This is a genomic window from uncultured Treponema sp., assembly GCF_934725225.1.
GTDB lineage: Bacteria > Spirochaetota > Spirochaetia > Treponematales > Treponemataceae > Treponema_D.
The window spans coordinates 65,141-83,427 of record NZ_CAKVAM010000006.1; the positions used below are offsets into that span (position 1 = coordinate 65,141).

At 38.7% G+C, this 18,287-nt stretch carries 14 protein-coding genes and 1 CRISPR repeat array; of the genes, 4 read left to right on the plus strand and 10 right to left on the minus strand.

Translation table 11 applies throughout. From position 1 onward, the window contains the following. Nucleotides 1–230: 230 nt before the first annotated feature. The 4 genes from Q0H92_RS09870 to Q0H92_RS09885 all read left to right on the plus strand — a co-directional run bounded on the left by Q0H92_RS09870 (nt 231) and on the right by Q0H92_RS09885 (nt 3,848). Entirely contained in the window at nt 231–1,352 is a 1,122-nt protein-coding gene (locus Q0H92_RS09870; protein WP_296014535.1) for a DUF362 domain-containing protein, read from the plus strand. 40 nt (nt 1,353–1,392) lie between these two features. Next, complete coding sequence (locus Q0H92_RS09875) at nt 1,393–1,800, plus strand: hypothetical protein (protein WP_296014537.1); 408 nt, start codon at nt 1,393–1,395, stop codon at nt 1,798–1,800. A gap of 241 nt (nt 1,801–2,041) precedes the next feature. Then, nucleotides 2,042–2,977 (plus strand): NYN domain-containing protein, encoded by a 936-nt coding sequence (locus tag Q0H92_RS09880; protein WP_296014541.1) that lies wholly within the window; start codon nt 2,042–2,044, stop codon nt 2,975–2,977. Between the two features lie 22 nt (nt 2,978–2,999). Continuing rightward, entirely contained in the window at nt 3,000–3,848 is an 849-nt protein-coding gene (locus Q0H92_RS09885; RefSeq protein ID WP_296014543.1) for a CAP domain-containing protein, read from the plus strand. A 5-nt stretch (nt 3,849–3,853) separates the two neighbouring features. Further along, a CRISPR array of direct repeats spans nt 3,854–4,352; the repeat unit is 36 nt; unit sequence GTTGCAGGTTGACTTGGAAAATTAATCAGTTATAAT. A 68-nt stretch (nt 4,353–4,420) separates the two neighbouring features. Here Q0H92_RS09885 and cas2 read toward each other — a convergent pair. The 10 genes from cas2 to Q0H92_RS09935 form a co-directional block, all read right to left on the minus strand. Continuing rightward, on the minus strand, nt 4,421–4,756 hold the full coding sequence (gene cas2 / locus Q0H92_RS09890) for a CRISPR-associated endonuclease Cas2 (RefSeq protein ID WP_296014546.1): 336 nt from the start codon (nt 4,754–4,756) through the stop codon (nt 4,421–4,423). Continuing rightward, nucleotides 4,743–5,651, minus strand: coding sequence for a type II CRISPR-associated endonuclease Cas1 (gene cas1, locus Q0H92_RS09895; protein WP_296014547.1), 909 nt, complete (start codon nt 5,649–5,651; stop codon nt 4,743–4,745). Before cas1 ends, cas2 begins: the two co-directional genes overlap by 14 nt. Nucleotides 5,652–5,688: 37 nt before the next feature. After that, on the minus strand, nt 5,689–9,033 hold the full coding sequence (gene cas9, locus Q0H92_RS09900; protein WP_296014548.1) for a type II CRISPR RNA-guided endonuclease Cas9: 3,345 nt from the start codon (nt 9,031–9,033) through the stop codon (nt 5,689–5,691). 378 nt (nt 9,034–9,411) lie between these two features. Beyond that, nucleotides 9,412–10,689 carry a valine--pyruvate transaminase gene (locus tag Q0H92_RS09905; RefSeq protein ID WP_296014550.1) on the minus strand — a complete coding sequence of 426 codons (1,278 nt, stop codon included), beginning with the start codon at nt 10,687–10,689 and terminating at the stop codon, nt 9,412–9,414. Nucleotides 10,690–10,706: 17 nt separating this feature from the next. Further along, nucleotides 10,707–13,274: an ATP-dependent Clp protease ATP-binding subunit gene (locus tag Q0H92_RS09910; RefSeq protein ID WP_296014551.1), complete on the minus strand. Its 2,568-nt coding sequence runs from the start codon at nt 13,272–13,274 to the stop codon at nt 10,707–10,709. A 9-nt stretch (nt 13,275–13,283) separates the two neighbouring features. Beyond that, nucleotides 13,284–14,396 (minus strand): hypothetical protein, encoded by a 1,113-nt coding sequence (locus tag Q0H92_RS09915; protein WP_296014553.1) that lies wholly within the window; start codon nt 14,394–14,396, stop codon nt 13,284–13,286. Continuing rightward, on the minus strand, nt 14,396–14,932 hold the full coding sequence (locus Q0H92_RS09920; RefSeq protein WP_296014555.1) for a UvrB/UvrC motif-containing protein: 537 nt from the start codon (nt 14,930–14,932) through the stop codon (nt 14,396–14,398). Before Q0H92_RS09920 ends, Q0H92_RS09915 begins: the two co-directional genes overlap by 1 nt. Before the next feature lie 38 nt (nt 14,933–14,970). Next, nucleotides 14,971–16,314, minus strand: a complete 1,344-nt coding sequence (locus Q0H92_RS09925; protein WP_296014559.1) for an FtsX-like permease family protein — start codon at nt 16,312–16,314, stop codon at nt 14,971–14,973. Next, a complete protein-coding gene (locus Q0H92_RS09930; protein WP_296014560.1) occupies nt 16,311–17,000 on the minus strand; it encodes an ABC transporter ATP-binding protein in 690 nt (229 codons plus the stop codon). The genes Q0H92_RS09925 and Q0H92_RS09930 overlap by 4 nt, the downstream gene beginning before the upstream one ends. Then, nucleotides 16,993–18,273 carry an ABC transporter permease gene (locus tag Q0H92_RS09935; RefSeq protein WP_296014562.1) on the minus strand — a complete coding sequence of 427 codons (1,281 nt, stop codon included), beginning with the start codon at nt 18,271–18,273 and terminating at the stop codon, nt 16,993–16,995. Before Q0H92_RS09935 ends, Q0H92_RS09930 begins: the two co-directional genes overlap by 8 nt. Between the last annotated feature and the right edge of the window lie 14 nt (nt 18,274–18,287).

Genomic DNA, 18,287 nt, shown 5'->3' on the forward strand with positions numbered 1-18,287 from the left:
GAATTTCAGCGCAAAAAAGATTCAATTTTGAATTTTATAATTTAATGTCATTACCGGGCTTGACCCTGCGATGTTTCTGAAAGAAACTCGGTTGATAATCTATTGTAACTTTGCAGAAGATTCCCGTGTCGTAGCACGGGAATGACACTAAAATGACTGTTTTTATAAAAAGCCGATATTCAATATAATAAATAAAACCATACAACACACAAAACAAAGCGAGGAAAATTATGGAAAAAGAATCAAAAGTTTTTTTTACAGATTTCCGTGTAACTCAGGACGGCGGAATTGAGGCAAAACTGAAAAAACTTTGCAAGAAAGCCGGAATTGAGCAGATTGATTTCCACGGAAAATTCACCGCTATAAAGCTTCACTTCGGAGAGGACGGAAACCTTTCATTCCTGCGCCCGGATTACGCAAGAGCCGTTGCAGAACTTGTAAAAGAACTTGGCGGAAAACCATTTCTTACGGACTGCAACACTTTGTATCCAGGCTACAGAAAAAATGCCCTTGACCATCTTGACTGCGCGCAAAAGCACGGATTTTCTCCAGCGACAACTGGCTGCCAGATAATAATCGGAGACGGACTGAAAGGCACAGACGAAGTGGACGTTCCTATTGTAAACGGAGAATACTGCAAAGTTGCCCACATCGGAAGAGCCGTAATGGACGCTGATGTTTTTATAAGCCTTTCGCATTTTAAAGGACACGAGGCAACTGGATTCGGTGGAGCAATAAAAAACATAGGAATGGGCTGCGGAAGCCGCGCTGGAAAAATGGATCAGCACAACACAGGAAAACCGCAAGTAAATCAGGAAGCCTGCAGAGGCTGCCGTTTGTGCTCAAAGGAATGCGGTTCTGACGCAATCACTTATGAAAACAAAAAAGCATTTATAAATCAGGAGCTTTGCAAAGGCTGCGGAAGATGTATTGGAGCCTGCAATTTTGATGCAATCTACAATCCGAACTGGAACGCAAACGAGGACCTTGACTGCAAAATGGCTGAATACACTCAGGCGGTATGCCACGGAAGACCTTGCTTCCACATAAACATAATCCGCGATGTAAGCCCTTGGTGCGACTGCCATGCCTTCAATGACGCGCCACTTATTCCAAACCTCGGAATGGCTGCAAGTTTTGACCCGGTTGCGCTGGATCAAGCCTGCTCGGACTTATGCTGCCAAGCCGCAAGATTTGAAAATTCGCAAATTGCAGACAACATAAAAAAAGGACTCAAGCCAACAAAAGACCTTTGGAAAGATTCCACGCCCGAATCAGTCTGGGATATGTCGTTAATCCACGGCGAAAAAATCGGACTAGGAAGCCGCAAGTACAAACTAGAAAAATTCTAGCATTTTAATCATTTACAAAATTCCTAACAGGAGGAAAATTATGGGAAAGAAGAACGTTGGAATTGTCCAGCATCTTTATTTGGCAGGAATGGCAATTTGCGCCATTGGATTTTTGTGTCCGCTGTTCAAGGCTCTTGGGCAGACAGCAAACGGATTCAGCCTTATTTCAAAAGATTCTTCTGTAATAAGCACAGGAATTCTTTTGATTTTTATCGGAGCTGTTGCAGGAGCAGTTCTTTGTTTTGTCAAAGTAAAAAACGTAAAGCTCTTTAAGCTGATTGCCCTCGCAGCAAGCATTTTGGGCGGAATAATTCTTGTAGTGCAAATGAACAACAGCGCGCTTTCACGTCTTGTCGGAAAAGAATTTTTAAAGCACGCGACATTTGGATTCTACATGATAATTGCCGGCTGGATTATTGCGATTGCAGGGTTTATAAAAACAAAATAAGTTAACTCTAAATTCTTCGGGGGTAACGCCCGAAGATATTTTCAGCTTATTTTTTTGAAACGCTTGCAAAGTCCGCGGAACTTTTTTATATTTTTTATATAAACCTTGCATAAAAAATATGCGAATCAGGGAAGGAAATCTTAAGTGTATAATGCCTAAAAAGCCAGCTTCAAAACTTATCTAACTTTTGAAAGTTACTCTAAGCAATATACACGGAATAAAAATATACGGAGGATATATCATGGAAGACATCGCAAGAGCCTGTTTCGTTATAGACGGAAATTATACAAGAAAAGGCTTTTCACATTTGGCGCAAGACGGAATTGACGGAAATTACTACTCAATAAATTTTGCGGCACTCACAGAATACACGGCTTCTCTTATTGAAGCGGAAACTGGAAAAAGATGCGTGTTCTCTGACAAAAAAGTGTTCATGGGAACAAACGCAGAATTCGACCGTGAAAACCAAAAATTTTACAGGGCACTGGACGAAGCCGGATTTCAGCGCAACACATTCAACTTGCGCTCTCAGGAAAGTTCAAACGGAAGACTTCCAACATTAAAAGAAGAGGCTGTGGACACAACAATCGTTTTCAATACGGCAAAAGAATTCTACACAAAAAGCCGCGATGAACGGTTCGATACGCTTGTTCTTTATGCGGGCGACGGCGACCTTTCAGTTCTTGTTTCAGGATTGAAGGCGGAAGGCGTGCGAGTTTTCGTTATCTATTACGATTTTAAAACGCCAATTTCAATTACAAGAGCTTCGCAGAATTTGCTTGAAACCGCAGACAAGGCAATCAGCATTTCAAGTCTTCTTGATGAACGCGTTTCTCAGCAGATAAAATCAATCTTTACAAAAATAGATGCGCCGGAACAAACATTTCAAGTTCACTACAAACCGGGAGTCAGAAGCACATTTGAAATGGCAACTCAGCCTTTTATTTTGCCTGAAAAACTCATCATAGAAGGAATTTCCAGCTGCCGAAAAGACGATGACGGCTGGGTTCTTGTTGCTCAGCTTGGAAAATCAATTGAATATAAAATGGGCGCAAAGCTTCCGTTTGGAACAAAACTCCGCGCGGAACTTGCAAGATACCCAAAAACTTTTGAAACAAAAGAAGTGCCAGCGTTCAGCGTAAGAGTAAAATCCGCAGCCTTGCAACATAAAAGCTGATTAAAAAACAACCGAGGTTATTATGAAGAAGCGATTTCTTTTTGCTTTATTTACAATTTTTATTTCCGCATTTTTGTTCTGTCAGTCTTCCGCTCCAAAAAAAACGAAGCCTGCAAATTCGACTTCTACCACAAGAAAAACTAACAATGCTCCGAGCAAAAAAAGAGTTCAGCAAAAAACGCAAGGCAATGCCAAAAGCAAACAAAACTCCAGCAACACTGCAAACTCCAAGGCAAAAAGCAAAAATTCTTTGTGGAACATTAAATCGCTGGACACCGCAAGAAATGTTAATTACCTGAGCGATTTTGAAAAAAATGTAATTCTGGAAATGAACAAGGCAAGAACAAATCCGAAGCAATACGCTGATTTATATATTGTTCCAAGGCTGAAAAATTTCGACGGAAACATATATATCGAAAAAGGAACAGGAAATTCACAAGGCAAAAGATTTCTAACACGTGAGGGCGCAGCAGTTGTAAAGGAGTGCATAGAATATATGTACAAGCAAACGCCGCGTTCTCCTCTACGTCCGTCTAAAGGTCTTACGAAGGCGGCAAAAGAACATGCGGAAAGCCAAGTTCTCACCAATGAGTTTGGGCACACCAGAACTGACGGCACAAATCCATTTCAGAACATGGGAAAATACGGCTCGTTTATGGGATGGGGTGAAAACATATCCTACGGCATGAGCACTGCAAGAAGCACTGTATTGCAACTCTTAATTGACGACGGAGTTTCCTCGCGCGGGCACAGAACAAACCTTATGAATAAGACTTTCAGCTCCGCTGGCGTAGGATTCGCAGAAAACAAAAAGACAGGAAAAATTGAATGTGTAATCGACTACGCGCAAAACTACGTGGAAAATCAATAAGAACAGTTGCAGGTTGACTTGGAAAATTAATCAGTTATAATAGAACCAACAGCAAGTCCAGAACCAACAGAGTTGCAGGTTGACTTGGAAAATTAATCAGTTATAATTTATATCTTTACGACCGTTACATGAACGGTGTTGCAGGTTGACTTGGAAAATTAATCAGTTATAATATCTGTCGGGTATAGTGGCGTTCGGTTATTGTTGCAGGTTGACTTGGAAAATTAATCAGTTATAATATATCCATGTTCATCAGTTTCGTAGTGTCCGTTGCAGGTTGACTTGGAAAATTAATCAGTTATAATATGAACAAATCAATATCGTAAAAAAAATTAGTTGCAGGTTGACTTGGAAAATTAATCAGTTATAATAAGACAGATTGAAGCCATTGTTAGCAAGATGTTGCAGGTTGACTTGGAAAATTAATCAGTTATAATCAAACGGAAGAGCAGAAAGGAAGTAATCCTGTTGCAGGTTGACTTGGAAAATTAATCAGTTATAATACATCCAATGTAATTCTTTTCGAGATAAAGAAATAGAGTACATTGGATGTATTTTTTTTTGAGGAAAAATTAAAATAACATGAGTTGTTCAGGTACTTTTTTTTCAATTTTATTTCCAGATGAATAACTTATTATATTGGAATATTGTCTATCTGTTATTGTAAGAATATCAACTTTTCCATCTGGAGGCAAGTTGTTTACAATCAGTTTATAATATTTTTCGCAGGCATCTTTCCCAGAAAAAAGCTTTGTATAAATCGAATACTGAACCATAGAAAATCCATTGTCTAAAAGAAAATTCCTAAAATCAGTCGCAGCCTTCCGCTCTTTCTTTTCGATTACCGGTAAATCAAATAAAACCATCATCCACATAAGCTCATACCTGTTCAATTCAAGACTCTTCATCTTTTTCACCTTGCTCCCAGACAGGAAGTTCAATGTTAGGATTTTTATCTTCCAATGCATGAACATAAGAAGCCGTCATATACTGCATGCTCTGAAACGCCGGAGCATAGCCTTCTGTAGTACGGACTTTTAGCCATAAAGAATCCGTAAGCCATTTTTTATTTTTTGGTGTAAGCTCCTGTTCATCCTCCAAGCACATTTTATAAACAACAGAATCCACCAAAGGACGGTAGATTTCAAAAAAATCATCGGCAAGGCAAAACTGATTCAAATTGTTGCTGTGGTTCACACCTAAAGCCGGAATAAGCCCAGAAGCGCAGACTGCTCTTGCCATTGCAGCTCGCATAACCGCATATCCGTAGTTCAATAATGAATTTATCCCTTCTTCATTTCGGTCACGCCGGAACTCTTTTCCAAACAAAGCGCTCCAGTACATTTTTGCAGCATAAGCTTCCCGGTTGTCGATGTCTCCAGACTTTACAAGTTTTGAAATCTTTTCAACAAGAGAATAATCTTTTTCGTATAATTTTAAGACTTTCGCCTGATTTTCAATTTTCCTGATTACAATCTGCTGCCAAATTCTTTTTCTTAACGGCTCGGAAGCATTTATCTGATTTTTTATAATTTTTGTAAAAAGACAATGATTTGCGACAGGCAGAACCATGCTCTGCGGAATAAAATTCTTTCCGCACAGAACTGTTATGCAGCCCCGTTCAGAAAGAGCGTTAAGAATATTTTTGCTGAGCGTAATTCCCTGTGCAGAAAGCAAAAGAACAGAAACATCATCCAGTGGAACTTGACCTAAAGTTTCAGTTCCATGCTGGATAACCACAAACCCACGGTTCAGAGAAACATAGCGATTGTCTTCACAAATCTCTAGTATTCTGTTCAGCATACTTTATTTATCGGTATACTGAACAAAGTTCTCTATATTATTTTTTTCGGAATACGCGACCTATAGGATTTACAGTTATTGAGCGGGCTTCAAAATCATTAAACAATACATTAATCGACTTTTCAGTATTACCAGAAAGTTCAGCCCACAAATTTTCTGTCATATTATCTTGAGTAGCTACCAACCAATCTTTACAATTCTTTTCTGAGCTTGAAAATATTGGTCTTACATCTAAAGCTTTATGCTCTTTCTGTAACTTCGCAATTCTTGCTTTATAAAAACATCCTTTATAAGTCAATTCTAAATAATCATCTTTATAAAGAAGTTCTATTTTCTTTGCAGCAGGATGAGGTCTTTTTAACAACTCCTTTTTAGGCTTATTATTAGAATCCACTTGGTCTCCTCTAAAAAACTGTCCCTCATATTTATATTTGCTACCATTAGGTACTTTCCAAATAACAACACACACATAACCATTAGGACAAAGATAGCGCATTGTGCCATCTTTATTTTTAATCTCAATCGGAGTTTGAACACGGTTGATGCAGCGGACTTTTTTGATTTTTGTCTGTTCACTGAATTTCTGCATTACATCTTCGATTTTTTCAGATTTGTACGATTCCGTAAATTCTCGAAGCTGTTTTTGAATTTTCTTGTCGATTATAGAATCAAAATCCTTTTCTTTTAGTCCCAGAATATTTTCCTTACAAACATAATACTCCTTGAAAACCCAAACAACAGGATAAAGTTCTTTAAGCTCCTTTTGAACTTTTTTAATATCCTTAAGCTCTGCAATCATTTTTTCAAACTCAGCGCGGACTTTTTCGTTTTTTATGGAAGCAATATCATCTTTCCGAATCTTTGAGATTGCAACCTGCTCTGCCCTTTTTATTTTTCCAAGAAGCGTTTCTTTTGAAAGTTTTCCCTGTGCGCCGTGGTCAGGCTTAAAACTCACGACGATATTTTTTGTCTTTTCGATAAGTTCAAGCCTTGAAACTGGCATTTGCGGAACTTCAATTTTGTTTTTCTTTCCAAAGTGATTAAGACGTGAAATTTGCTGAACCATTGAGCGGTCAATTAGCGCGATTACGCTTGCGTCAAGAGCATGATGGCGGTGGTCGTAGCGGTTCTTTTTGTAAGTTCCAATCTGCTCGTCTTTCAGCTCAAAATGCGCAATCTCTTTGTCTCCGATTTTTCTTTTCAGAATCGAATCGATTTGCCATTTGTCGCGCAAAAGTTTTGTCATTCCGCCGCTCACAGCCCAAACATTAGAGTTTTTTTCAACAACGCACTTCAAATATTTCAACGCCATTTTTGAAAGATAAGCGTTGTCAGTAAGCTGGCGCGAAATAAATCCGCTTTCTTTCTCAAAAGTTTCCATCGCGTTTTCAGAGAAAAGCCGCCGTTTCTGCGGGTCTTTTAAATGCGAAGCTCTTTCAAGGATTTCATTCCAGTTGTGGTCTTTCGGATTATTAAAGAAAGCCTCGTAAGGAGATTTTTCGCCTTTGAACGCGTTGCATTTTGTATGGGCAACAGTCTTGTTATGTTCAGAATCCCACAAAGTGCGTCCGAATGGAAGAATATGCTCAATTTGAACTGTATTGTCATTGAAAATATCTGCGCCGGAAATTTGCTTTCCGCAATAAATACATCTTCTGTTCAGTGCATTTTCCGGGTCAAGCTCTTCCCAAAGCTTGTATTTTAGACGGTCAGTTCTGTTTGGAAACTGGACATGAGAATTTGCGTCCTTTATTTTCTTATTTAGAATCTCGTTCTGTTTTTGATTTGCCGTAATTTTTTGCTGCATTTTTTCTTTTGCTTCACGGCTCGCTTTGAGCTCCCGGCTTACTTCTATTACAACTTGTGCTGGCTTTCCGTATTCTTTTATAAGCGCGTTCACAACAACGCGTGTCTGATTAAGTGCAATATGAACAGTCGGATTGCTTATTTTACCAAAGCGTTCCTCGTCATTTTTAGGATTTGACTTTGCTCCCATCGTTGAGCCGGAAAGAACTTTTCCGTAATAAGGAAGCTCCTCGCATTTTTCCACAGCCTGAGTTGCGTAACTATATCCAAGCTCCTGAATTACATTGTGAATCTGGCAGCGTTCTGTGCGTTCATCTGAATCTGCAAAAATTTCCGCATTTTCTTTGATTTTATTCACAACGTTTTCAGAGAATTCACGGCAAAAACTCGTTGTGCCGCTTGGAAGAACAAGTTTTGTGATAAAATTTTTCTGCTCAGGAGCCAAATCATATTTTTCAAGCATTTTTTGAACATCGGAATCTTCCTGTGCTGTTATCAGACACTCAACTATATTGTCTTGCTCTTCAAGTCTTAAAGAATCCCAAATTTCACCAAAACGATTTTTGCTTCGGAGCTTTACAGCGGTCAAGTTTCCCTGCAAAAAGTCGCGTGCCTCAGATTCAAGGTTGAAAGTGATATTTTCATCAAGACCAAGTTTTTTGCGAATTTCCTTAAAAGTTATTTTTTCTTTTGAGTCAAGAAGCTTTATAATTTCGTCCTGCCATTCGGGAAGAAGTTTTTTTGATTTTCCCTCTGCAATAAAAGTTAGATTAAAAACGTCCTGTAAAATGCGGATTTTCTGCGCGCAAGGCATCGCCTTAAACGTTCTTTCTTTTTCCGGCATATACTGGCACTTTCCGCGTTCTTGAACTTTTAGCGGTCGCTGAAAGAAAATCTTATCGTAGATTTCTTCCCAGTAAATATCAGGATAAAATGACTCTTGTTTTTGCCGTATTAAATTGAATTCTTCTATATAGAGTTGTCGCACAGGATAATAATCCATTCTGTTTGGGGCAAAACGAGTTCCGCCGTTGATTTCCTTGTTTTTCCAAAGAAATTCCCCAAGCGTTCTGCAGCCTGAATTTTTTATTGCATTTGAAAGATTCGAGCATTTGTCTGCCTGCGTCAGTTTTTCAGATTTTGAGTTTTCTTTTGTTTCTTCCTGAGAAGCGTCTTTGCGGTTGCTTTTAAATCCTCGACGCACAGAAAGATTGAACAAAACGCGTCCAAGCTCAAACGGCTCAAGTTTTTCATCAAGAGCTTTTATGCGAAGCTCGTAAGGATTCATAATCTTTAACGACTGCGCTTCTTCTTTTTCAGCAGGAAGAAGCCCTTGTTTTTGCAAAAGCCGGAAAGTTTCTCTTCTACGAAGTTTTCTTCTATAAATTATCCTGCGTTGCCCGCGCGCAGTTCTTCTCTCAACAGCAAGCGGCTCTTTTGATTTTGGATTTCGTCCATCTGAAAAAATTCTTACGCCGAGGTCTTCAAGTTTTTCAGGCTCATTATCTTCATCAAGAGAATAAACAGCCCAGCCAATCGAATTTGTTCCTAAATCAAGCCCTAAACGATATTTCATTATAATCTCCAGCTAAAATTATATCACGGCTTATTAAATGGGAGCAATTATTTTGTTAGAAATCATTTGACAAATCATGTTTTATTATTATAAAATAATCTCACTGATTAATTTTTCTAGTCAACCTGCTAACAAGGATCTTTAAGATTCCGCAAAATGCTTATACATTCTTAGGAATGTGTATAGACAAGATGATAAAAGGAAGCTCCGGCTTCCTTTTTGTTTTTTCAAAAATCAGATAAATAGTTCAAACTTTCTTTTCAGTCTTAAAAACCAAAAAGTTTCTCTTTAATCTTTGCAAATTTTTTGGTGATACAGCCAACAGGAATTTGCAGAAAAAATGAGAGGCGAACTATGAATTTTTTCATTTGCTTGCCTTTATGAATTTGCCTTGTAGGTTTCTGCAATGATTCTGATTCCGTCTTCAAGTTCGTCATCTGGACGCGCATAATTTATCCTTATGCACTTTGAATAATGCGGATGATTTTTAAATGCGCCTCCATTTCCAAAGAAAAAATATTCGCCCGGAACAACGACAACGCCCTGCTCTTTAAGTTTTTTGTAAAGCTCCTTCGTTGTGATTTTTAGATTTCGCATTAAAATCCAAAGGAAAATCGAGCCTTCGCCTTTATGAATGGCGTAATCAGTTCCCGCAAAATATTTATGCACAAGGCTCTGGGCAAATTTATTTTTCTTTTCGTAATACGGACGCACAAAGTTTGAAGCGGCTCCAATCAGTTTTCCGCTTTCGATTAGATTAGAAGCAATCGCCTGGCCAAGACTTCCCGAAGAAAGTGCAATTATAGAATTCAAATTTGAAAGAGCTGTAACAATTTCTTTTCTTGCAATTATAATTCCAGTGCGCAAACTCGGAAGACCGATTTTTGAAAGGCTCATGCTAAGAATTACATTTTCATTCCAGAAAGGTTTTGCGTCATTGAAAATTATGTGCGGCCACGGAAGTCCATAGGCGTTGTCAATAATCAGCGGAATAGAATGTTCTTTTGCAAGCTCAGACATCCGCGTAACTTCTTCATCAGTAAGAACGTTGCCGGTTGGATTTGTGGGACGGCTTACGCAAAGAGCGGCAATGCTATTGTCCTTGTTAAGACGTTCTTCAAGTTTTTCAAAATCTACAAAATATTTAAAAGTGTTGTCGCTGTATTCTTCAAAGCGTGAAGGAATGCTTTCAAAAGTTTCGCTTTCAATTCCCTGATCCGCATAGCCCACATATTCCGGCACAAGCGGAAAAAGAATTTTCTTTTTGGATTTTTTTCCATCTGGCGAAGTGAATGTTCCGGAAAGAAGATTGAAAAGATAAAAGCACGCGCTCTGGCTTCCGTTGCACACTGCGATATTTTCTGGCTTTACATCCCATCCGAAATTTTTTGAAAAAAAAGTTGCGACAGAATTTATAAACGCATTTCTTCCCTGCGGACCGTCATACCTTCCAATCAAATCTTCAAACGCACGGCCGTCTTTCATTATGCGTTCCATTTCGGCGCGGTACATTTTTTCAAGTTCTGGAATCTGCGCAGGATTTCCTCCTCCAAGCGCGCAAAGTTTTTTTCCTTCAGGAAGAGGCGCGCCCAAGTCTTCCATCAATTGCAAAATTCCAGACTCTCCCGTAAGTTTTTTTCCAAAATCTGAAAACATTTTTTATCCTCGTTTTTTTATGAAAGTTGATTTGCTTCTTTTGCTGAAAACTCCTGCTTTTTATTTGTAACTGCTGCTCTCTTTTTTTTCTTGCTGAGTTTTAATGAAACAGTTCCGTCAATGCAATCCACGGAAACTGTTTCGCCTTCCGCACTTTCATTTTGCAAAAGAAGATTTGCAAGCGGATCTTCAATTTCTTTTTGAAGCAAACGGCGCATCGGGCGCGCTCCCATTGAAGGTTCGTAGCCGTGTTCCACAAGATATTCTTTGGCTTTAGGTTTAAGCGCAAGTGAAATTGATTTTTCAGCAAGACGCTCTTCAAGTTCTTTAATTTGAATTTCGAGTATGGAGGCAATTTGTTTTTTTGAAAGCGCATCAAAAACTATCACATCGTCAATTCGGTTAAGAAGTTCAGGCGACATAATTTTTTTGAGCTCTTCCATTGCGCTGGATTTTATTTCGCTGTACGGAACAATTCCTTCTTTTGCTGTGGAAAATCCCATTTTGCTTTCCGCAGTAATTTCTCTTGCACCCGCATTGCTGGTCATAATGATAACTGTATTTTTGAAGCTCACGGTATGACCAAGGTTATCTTTTAATTCGCCCTCTTCAAGAAGCTGAAGCAAAAGATTGTAAATGTCATGGTGAGCTTTTTCAATTTCATCAAGAAGCACAACTGAATATGGATGCTGCCGAACTTGTTCCGTAAGCAATCCGCCTTCTTCATAGCCGATGTATCCCGGAGGCGCGCCCACAAGACGAGATGCGTTTTGCTTTTCCATGTAGTCGCTCATGTCCACACGAATCAAAGCTTCTTCCGTTCCAAAAAGAAATTTTGCAAGCGACTTTGCAAGCTGAGTTTTTCCAACGCCAGTAGGACCAAGAAAAATAAAAGAGCCTACAGGACGCTTATGTGAAGAAATGCCGGCCTTGCTTCTGCGGACTGCGCTGCAAATTGAAGCAACAGCTTTATCTTGTCCCACAACTTCTTCATGCAGAATTTTTTCCATATTCAAAAGCCTGCCAGATTTTCCTTCATCCAGTTTTGAAACATCGATTCCAGAAATTTCACTTATAATCCTGCAGACATCTTCCGCGCAGACACGGCGTTTTTTTGCAGCGTCAGAAGATTTCCATTTGCGGTTTAAATCGTCGATTCTTGAGCGCAGCAAATTTATGTGGTCTCTGATATACGCGGCTTTTTCATATTCCTGTGAAGCAACAAGTTCACGCTTCTGCTCGTTGTATCTTGCGTATTCCGATTCAAGTTTGTCCAGTTCTTCCGGGCGAACATCTTCCTGCAATTTTTTTGCAGCTCCGGCTTCGTCAAGAATATCAATCGCTTTATCCGGCAAAAACCGCTCAGAAATATATCGCTTGCTGTATTTTACAATAAGCGGAATCACATCATCTTCATAAACAACATGATGAAATTCTTCATAATATTTTTTTAGTCCCAAAAGTATTTTTTGCGTTTCGTCTTCGGAAGGCTCTTCAACTTTTACAGTCTGAAATCTTCTTACAAGCGCGGAATCTTTTTCAAAATATTTTCGGTATTCCTTCGTCGTAGTCGCTCCAATCATCTGAAGCTCACCGCGGCTTAGAGCAGGCTTTATCATGTTGCTTGCATCCATTGAGCCTTCTGGTCCGCCAGCTCCAATTATAGTGTGAAGCTCATCAACAAAAAGAATAATATTTTTTGATTCCTTGATTTCCTTCATCACACGTTTGAGCCGCTCTTCAAATTCACCGCGGTATTTTGTTCCTGCAATCATTGCAGCCAAATCAAGCTGAAGAAGTTTTTTTCCAAGAAGGTCAGCAGGAACTTTTCCATTTGCAATGCGCTGCGCAAGAGATTCTGCTATCGCAGTTTTTCCAACGCCCGGCTCTCCAACAAGAACCGGATTATTTTTTGTGCGGCGGCTTAAAATCTGAATTGTTCGCAAAACTTCTTTTTCACGGCCAACAACAGGATCTAAGTTTCCGTCCTTTGCATCTTGCGTCAAGTCTCTTGAAAACTGCGCAAGAATTCCCGACTGCTTTTGTTTTCTTTGCGCGCTTCCGTCTGCCATAAAAGGAACTGGAGTTTCCTGCGCAAAATTTCCGCCTGAAAAATTTTTTGAATCTTTTACAGCAGAAGAAGGAATTTTCCGCTGAATATCGGCAATCGCTTTTTTTACTTGCTCGATGGAAATTCCCGCGCGCTTCAAATATGCCCACAAAAGGGAACGCTCCTCTGTAGCCGCGGCAAACAAAAGATGTTCTGTTCCAACATAATTGCATTGCATTGTCTTCGCATCAAACGCTGCCTGATTCAAAAATCTTTCTGTACGTTCAGAATTCGGAATTGTCTTTAGTTCAGCATCTGGAAAACGAGAAGGCAAACTTTGTTCAATCGCAAGCTGAAGAGTAAGGACATTTATTCTAAGCTGCTGAAGCACAACGTATCCAAGTCCTTCCGCGGATTTTAAAAGCGCAAGTATAATATGTTCCGGCTCAATCTGCCGGCTTCCTAAAAAATAAGCTTCGTCTTGAGCAAGCGCAACCAAAATACGCTGTGCCCTAGGAGAAAAATTTTCATACATATAGGAACCTCACTTTTCAATATTTTCAAAAGCTTCCTGCAAAATCAAAGCTCTAAGACGCTCAATTTTACGCGGACGGTTGTCCTGAATATCTTTTTCAAATTTAAATTTTCCGTTGTCAAGAACATATTCAAGATGTCCTTCCTGAACTCTGTAAAGCAAAGCGTGCAACTCCGACTCTTCGACTCCAGAAAAAACTCCCATATCCTTGCCAAACTTTACTCCGCTTATAATGTCGATAGCTTCTCTAAGCGAAATAAAAAAACTGCTCTTTGCCAAAGCCAGCGACCGAAGCGCATAGTTTGAAATTTCAGTTATATGCTGAACCTTGCAAGTTTTTCGTGCCGCTCTTTCTTCCTTTAAAATATTCTGAACAGCGCATTGAATCGAAGCAATCTGATCGAACTCACTTCCGCCCGCTGAACTTTTAGGAACAACAATGTAATAGCTGCCCAAAGAAGTTCCTTTTGTTCCAAAGCCGCTCAAAGCATTTCCGCCGCCAGAACCATAGCAAGCCAGCAAATTAAATCCGTCGCCTGAAATATTTTTTACAATCGAATCAATTGAGCCAAGCAATGAGCAGGCAGGCAGATGAAGTTTTACAACAACAGAAAGTCCGCTTCCAGAATTTAAAACTGAATAAGTCAAATATCCAAACTCGTAGCTTGCTGCAAACTGAATTCTTTTTTGAAGCTCTCTGTCAATTTCATAAACTGAATTCGACGCGGCTTCAATTCCAAGTCCTGGAATAAATGAAGAAATTTTCAAATGATCGTCAGTGTTTACAGTGCAAGAAATTTTTCCATCATTGCGAAGAACAAGTCCAGTTTTTTTTCCTTTTGAATCGAAAAGAATTCCGCGCTCATGCATTATTTTGTTTCCAATGCCATCAAGCTTGCAAACAGAAACCGCCTGAAAATCCTCCGCATTCTTTAAAAAATTAAACGCATCAAAAACAATAGACTGAATGCGCTCACTTTCAGAATCATTCAGTTTGTCTGGAAAAGGAAAATTTGCAAGATTTCTTGAAAGAGTCGCTCTGGTTGCAACAACAATATCTTGCTCAGGTCCCGCACAAGCATACCAAGCTCCAGAAACATCTTCTTTTGATTTTTTCATCATCAGCCGATTTCTCCACTAGAAATTTCCGCCGAACCTGAAACTGCATTTTTTTCAAGAGCCTTTAAATAATCCCTGTACATTGCAGCTTTTTCATAATCTTCTTTTTGAATCGCAATATTCAGTTTATTCTGAAGAATAACTCTGTCATTTAAAACAGAACGCACAGAAGAAAGACGAGTCGGCATTGAGCCTTTGAATATTTCTTTTATTCCGTTAGTTTCAAGAAAATGCCTTACATCATTTTTAAAAATCGCATAGCATTCCGGGCAGCCAGCTTTTCCATTCCGAGTTATTTCTTTTAATGAAGTTCCGCAGACAGGACAAAGTTTATTTTCACGCTCTGAAATTTTTTTTGAAACATTTGCAAGTTCTCTAAAAAGATTTCCGATTGAAGATTCTATGCTTTTTGGGTCTGGAGAAATTCCGCGCTCCATTGCGCATTCGAGGCATATATTTATTTTCCGGCGAGAACCATCAGTTGATGTTTGTTCCATAAAAATTACAGCTTCACGTTCATGGCAAAAATCGCAAATCATACTTTTCCTCGTTTTTCAAATAGTGAGTGTACCATAAATTACATTTTACGCAAAGTATCAATCGGTTTCTCTTTTCCGGCTTTAACTGAAGGAATCAAAGAAACCAAGGCGGAAAGAAGAAGCGTGCATAAAATAACCGCAGCAATTTCTTTTACAGGAATTTCTATCGGAATGTCCTGAAGATAATATGCCGGGTCAAGCAAATGAAACTTTGCAATTTCATGAGAATCGCCAAAAGAAAATGCAAGCGAAAGTTTTTCAAAAAAATTCACACAAGATTCAATCACGCCGATTATTCCGTTTATGTTCACGGAAATTAAAAGTCCAATCGGAACACCAATCAAGATTCCTGCAAGACCAATTGAAGCTCCCGTTAAAACAAACGAAAGCGCAATTCCGTTCGGAGACGCGCCAACACATTTTAAAAGCGCAATTTCTTTTTTGCGTTCCATTACAATTATCAAAACAGAAGAACTTACACTTATGCTTGCGACAACCACAATCATAACCATGATTACAACTAGCAAGGCTTTTGTTGAAGCAAAGTTTTCAAGTTCGGATGCATTGACTTCTTTCCAAGTTTCAATTCTGGAATCAGCAAATCCTTCATCTTGAAATGCAAAGGTTTGGACTCGCTCTGCAATGGAAGAAAGTTCTTCGGAAAAAGAATTTTCAGTTTCAATTCCAACAACAAATTCGCAAGATGATTTTGCAAGTGAAGTAAAAGCCGCTTCAATTGGAATGAAAACCCATAGCGCATCAAGTTCCTGATAGCCACTTGAAATTATTCCGCCGACTTTAAACTGTGCGACTTTTGGAACAAATCTTTTTCCTGCTGTGTTCATGCTTATGATTTTTATATTGTCGCCAACATGAACTCCAAGCTGCTCTGAAATTTTTTCTCCAATAACGGCAGTTTTAAAATCAGGCAAGTCAGTGCTTCCTTCAACAACTTTAAAAAGCGAAGAAAAATTTTTATCAGTCAAAAAAGTGTCTTGCGGAACGCCTCTTACAAATGCGCCGGATCTATAATTTTTTCCAGCAGCAAGAGCCATTCCTCTAACTTCTGGAAAAACTTTTTCAACGCCTTGAATGTCCGCAAGTTTTTTCGATGCCGAAATAAAATTTTCGTATGAAGTCAGATACATAGAATTTTTATAAACTGAAACAGAAATATCCCGCGAAAAAAGATTTATCATCCGGCTTGTCATTCCCTGAACCATTCCATTTGTAACAACAAGCAGAACAACCATCGGAACAAGACTTATTCCTATGCAAGCAATAGCTCCACTAAGACTTCGTTTTCCAATTCCAGAATCAGAGCCTTGCGATTTTGAAAAAAATATTTTTTTTGCATACATCAAGCATGAACTAAAAGTCATATTTCAAGCTCCTGAAGCTGTCCGTTTTCTATGGAAAATTTTCTCTGACCTTTTGAAGCAAGGTTCATGTCATGCGTAACAAGAATTAAAGTTTTTCCATATTTTTCTGAAAGTGAAAAAAGAAGATTTCCAACAGCTTCAGCATTTGCAGGATCAAGATTTCCTGTAGGTTCATCAGCCAAAATCAGTTCAGGATTATTTACAAGACTTCTTGCAACAGAAACTCTTTGCCGCTCGCCGCCAGAAAGTTCAGAAGGCAAATGCGACATTCTTTCTTTTAAACCGACAGCGCACAAAAGTTCTTCTGCTTTTTCCATTGCATCTTTTTTAGAAACGCCAGCCATAAATGCCGGAAGAAAAACATTTTCCAATGCAGTAAAATCTTTTAAAAGATAATGAAACTGAAATATCATTCCAAGAAATTCACGCCTGAATTTTACAAGCTGTTTTTCTGTCATCGAACTTACAATCATTCCGCCAACGCAAACAGTTCCGCCAGTAGCTTTGTCCAAGCCGCCGATTATATTCAGCAAAGTTGATTTTCCGCTTCCGCTTTTTCCGACAATCACACAAGTCTGCCCTTGCTTTAATTCCATGTTCAGTTTTTTTAAAATTGCAAGTTCTTCACTTGAAGTCTTGTAAGTTTTTTCCAAATCTTTTATTGATAAAATATTCTGATTACTCATCGCGCAAAACCTCCGTTACAGTCATTCGCAAAACATTCCGGCTAGCAAGCCACGTTGCCGCAACCGCTGAAAAAATTCCGAACAGAAAAATAAAAATAACTTCATGCAAAAAAATTCTCGTAGGAATTCTTGCATAAATTGCAAACATTGGATTTTCTGAAATAAATTTTTCAGCTCCAGAATTAAAAATCATCGTAAAAAAATATTCGATTCCAAACTGAATTTTAGAAAGCAAATTGAAAACTGTTTTCATATTCAGCGAAATAAAAACGCCAAGAAGAAGTCCTGTTACGCCGCCCAAAGTTCCCGTGAAAATTCCCTGAACAACAAAAATGCTCTGCACATTTTTTTCAGAAGCTCCAAGCGCAGAAAGAACCGCAATTTCATTTTTACGTTCCAAAACAAGTTTCTTCATTGAATTAAAAATATTTATCGCAGCAACAACAAAAATCAAAAGCACAATAACAAACAGCGTGTTTTTTTCCATGCGAAGAACTCCAAAGTAGCTTCGGTTGTATTCGCGCCAGCCAACTGCCTTAGACTGCGGAAAAGCATTTTTGAATTCTTTTATAAATGAAGAATCTTTTGAAGCTGAAATTAATTTTATTCCATATTTTTCTTCCGCGGAATTTCCGAGAATCTTTTTTCCAGAATCAAAATTTATAAATGCAAACGAAGAATTTATTTCCGCATAGCCACAATAAAAAATTCCTTTTACAACAAACTGACGATTTGTAGAAAGCAAACTTGTATCGCTTGAACCGCTAAGAGCCGCAATGTTTACTCTGCTTCCAATCCTAAGATTCAAGTTGTACGCCAAAGTGCTGCCCACAACAATTGAATTCGCGCTAGACAAATTAAATTTTCCTGCAACGATTTTAAGTTTATCTTTAAATCCAAAATCAGTTTCCATAATATTTTCTGGAACGGCCCGAACAATTGAAGCACATTGCTTTTCTGAATTTCCAACCATAAGACCTTGCGCTTCATAAAATGGAACAGCGCAAACAACTTTTTTATTTTTGCTACACCAGTTTTCAAACAAATCACTTTGAATTTTAGATACCTGAACATGGTATGATGAAATTTCCATTATAGAATCTATAAATCCCATTTGAAATCCATTCATCACGCTCATTATAACAATCAAAGCCATTACCCCAAGCGCAATTCCCAATGCAGCCAAATACGAAGCTGCCGCAGTGCGACCTTTGCTATTTATTCTGCTTATGCGGCGGGCAACAAAACATATCCACTTAAAATCTGATTTCAATTTAATCCTCATTA

What these genes read in the sequence shown, in the direction of transcription:
- Q0H92_RS09870 (WP_296014535.1), top strand. Translation starts at nt 231, where the DNA reads ATGGAAAAAGAATCAAAAGTTTTTTTTACAGATTTCCGTGTAACTCAG.
- Q0H92_RS09875 (WP_296014537.1), top strand. Translation starts at nt 1,393, where the DNA reads ATGGGAAAGAAGAACGTTGGAATTGTCCAGCATCTTTATTTGGCAGGA.
- Q0H92_RS09880 (WP_296014541.1), top strand. Translation starts at nt 2,042, where the DNA reads ATGGAAGACATCGCAAGAGCCTGTTTCGTTATAGACGGAAATTATACA.
- Q0H92_RS09885 (WP_296014543.1), top strand. Translation starts at nt 3,000, where the DNA reads ATGAAGAAGCGATTTCTTTTTGCTTTATTTACAATTTTTATTTCCGCA.
- cas2 (WP_296014546.1), bottom strand. Translation starts at nt 4,756, where the DNA reads ATGAAGAGTCTTGAATTGAACAGGTATGAGCTTATGTGGATGATGGTT.
- cas1 (WP_296014547.1), bottom strand. Translation starts at nt 5,651, where the DNA reads ATGCTGAACAGAATACTAGAGATTTGTGAAGACAATCGCTATGTTTCT.
- cas9 (WP_296014548.1), bottom strand. Translation starts at nt 9,033, where the DNA reads ATGAAATATCGTTTAGGGCTTGATTTAGGAACAAATTCGATTGGCTGG.
- Q0H92_RS09905 (WP_296014550.1), bottom strand. Translation starts at nt 10,689, where the DNA reads ATGTTTTCAGATTTTGGAAAAAAACTTACGGGAGAGTCTGGAATTTTG.
- Q0H92_RS09910 (WP_296014551.1), bottom strand. Translation starts at nt 13,274, where the DNA reads ATGTATGAAAATTTTTCTCCTAGGGCACAGCGTATTTTGGTTGCGCTT.
- Q0H92_RS09915 (WP_296014553.1), bottom strand. Translation starts at nt 14,396, where the DNA reads ATGATGAAAAAATCAAAAGAAGATGTTTCTGGAGCTTGGTATGCTTGT.
- Q0H92_RS09920 (WP_296014555.1), bottom strand. Translation starts at nt 14,932, where the DNA reads ATGATTTGCGATTTTTGCCATGAACGTGAAGCTGTAATTTTTATGGAA.
- Q0H92_RS09925 (WP_296014559.1), bottom strand. Translation starts at nt 16,314, where the DNA reads ATGACTTTTAGTTCATGCTTGATGTATGCAAAAAAAATATTTTTTTCA.
- Q0H92_RS09930 (WP_296014560.1), bottom strand. Translation starts at nt 17,000, where the DNA reads ATGAGTAATCAGAATATTTTATCAATAAAAGATTTGGAAAAAACTTAC.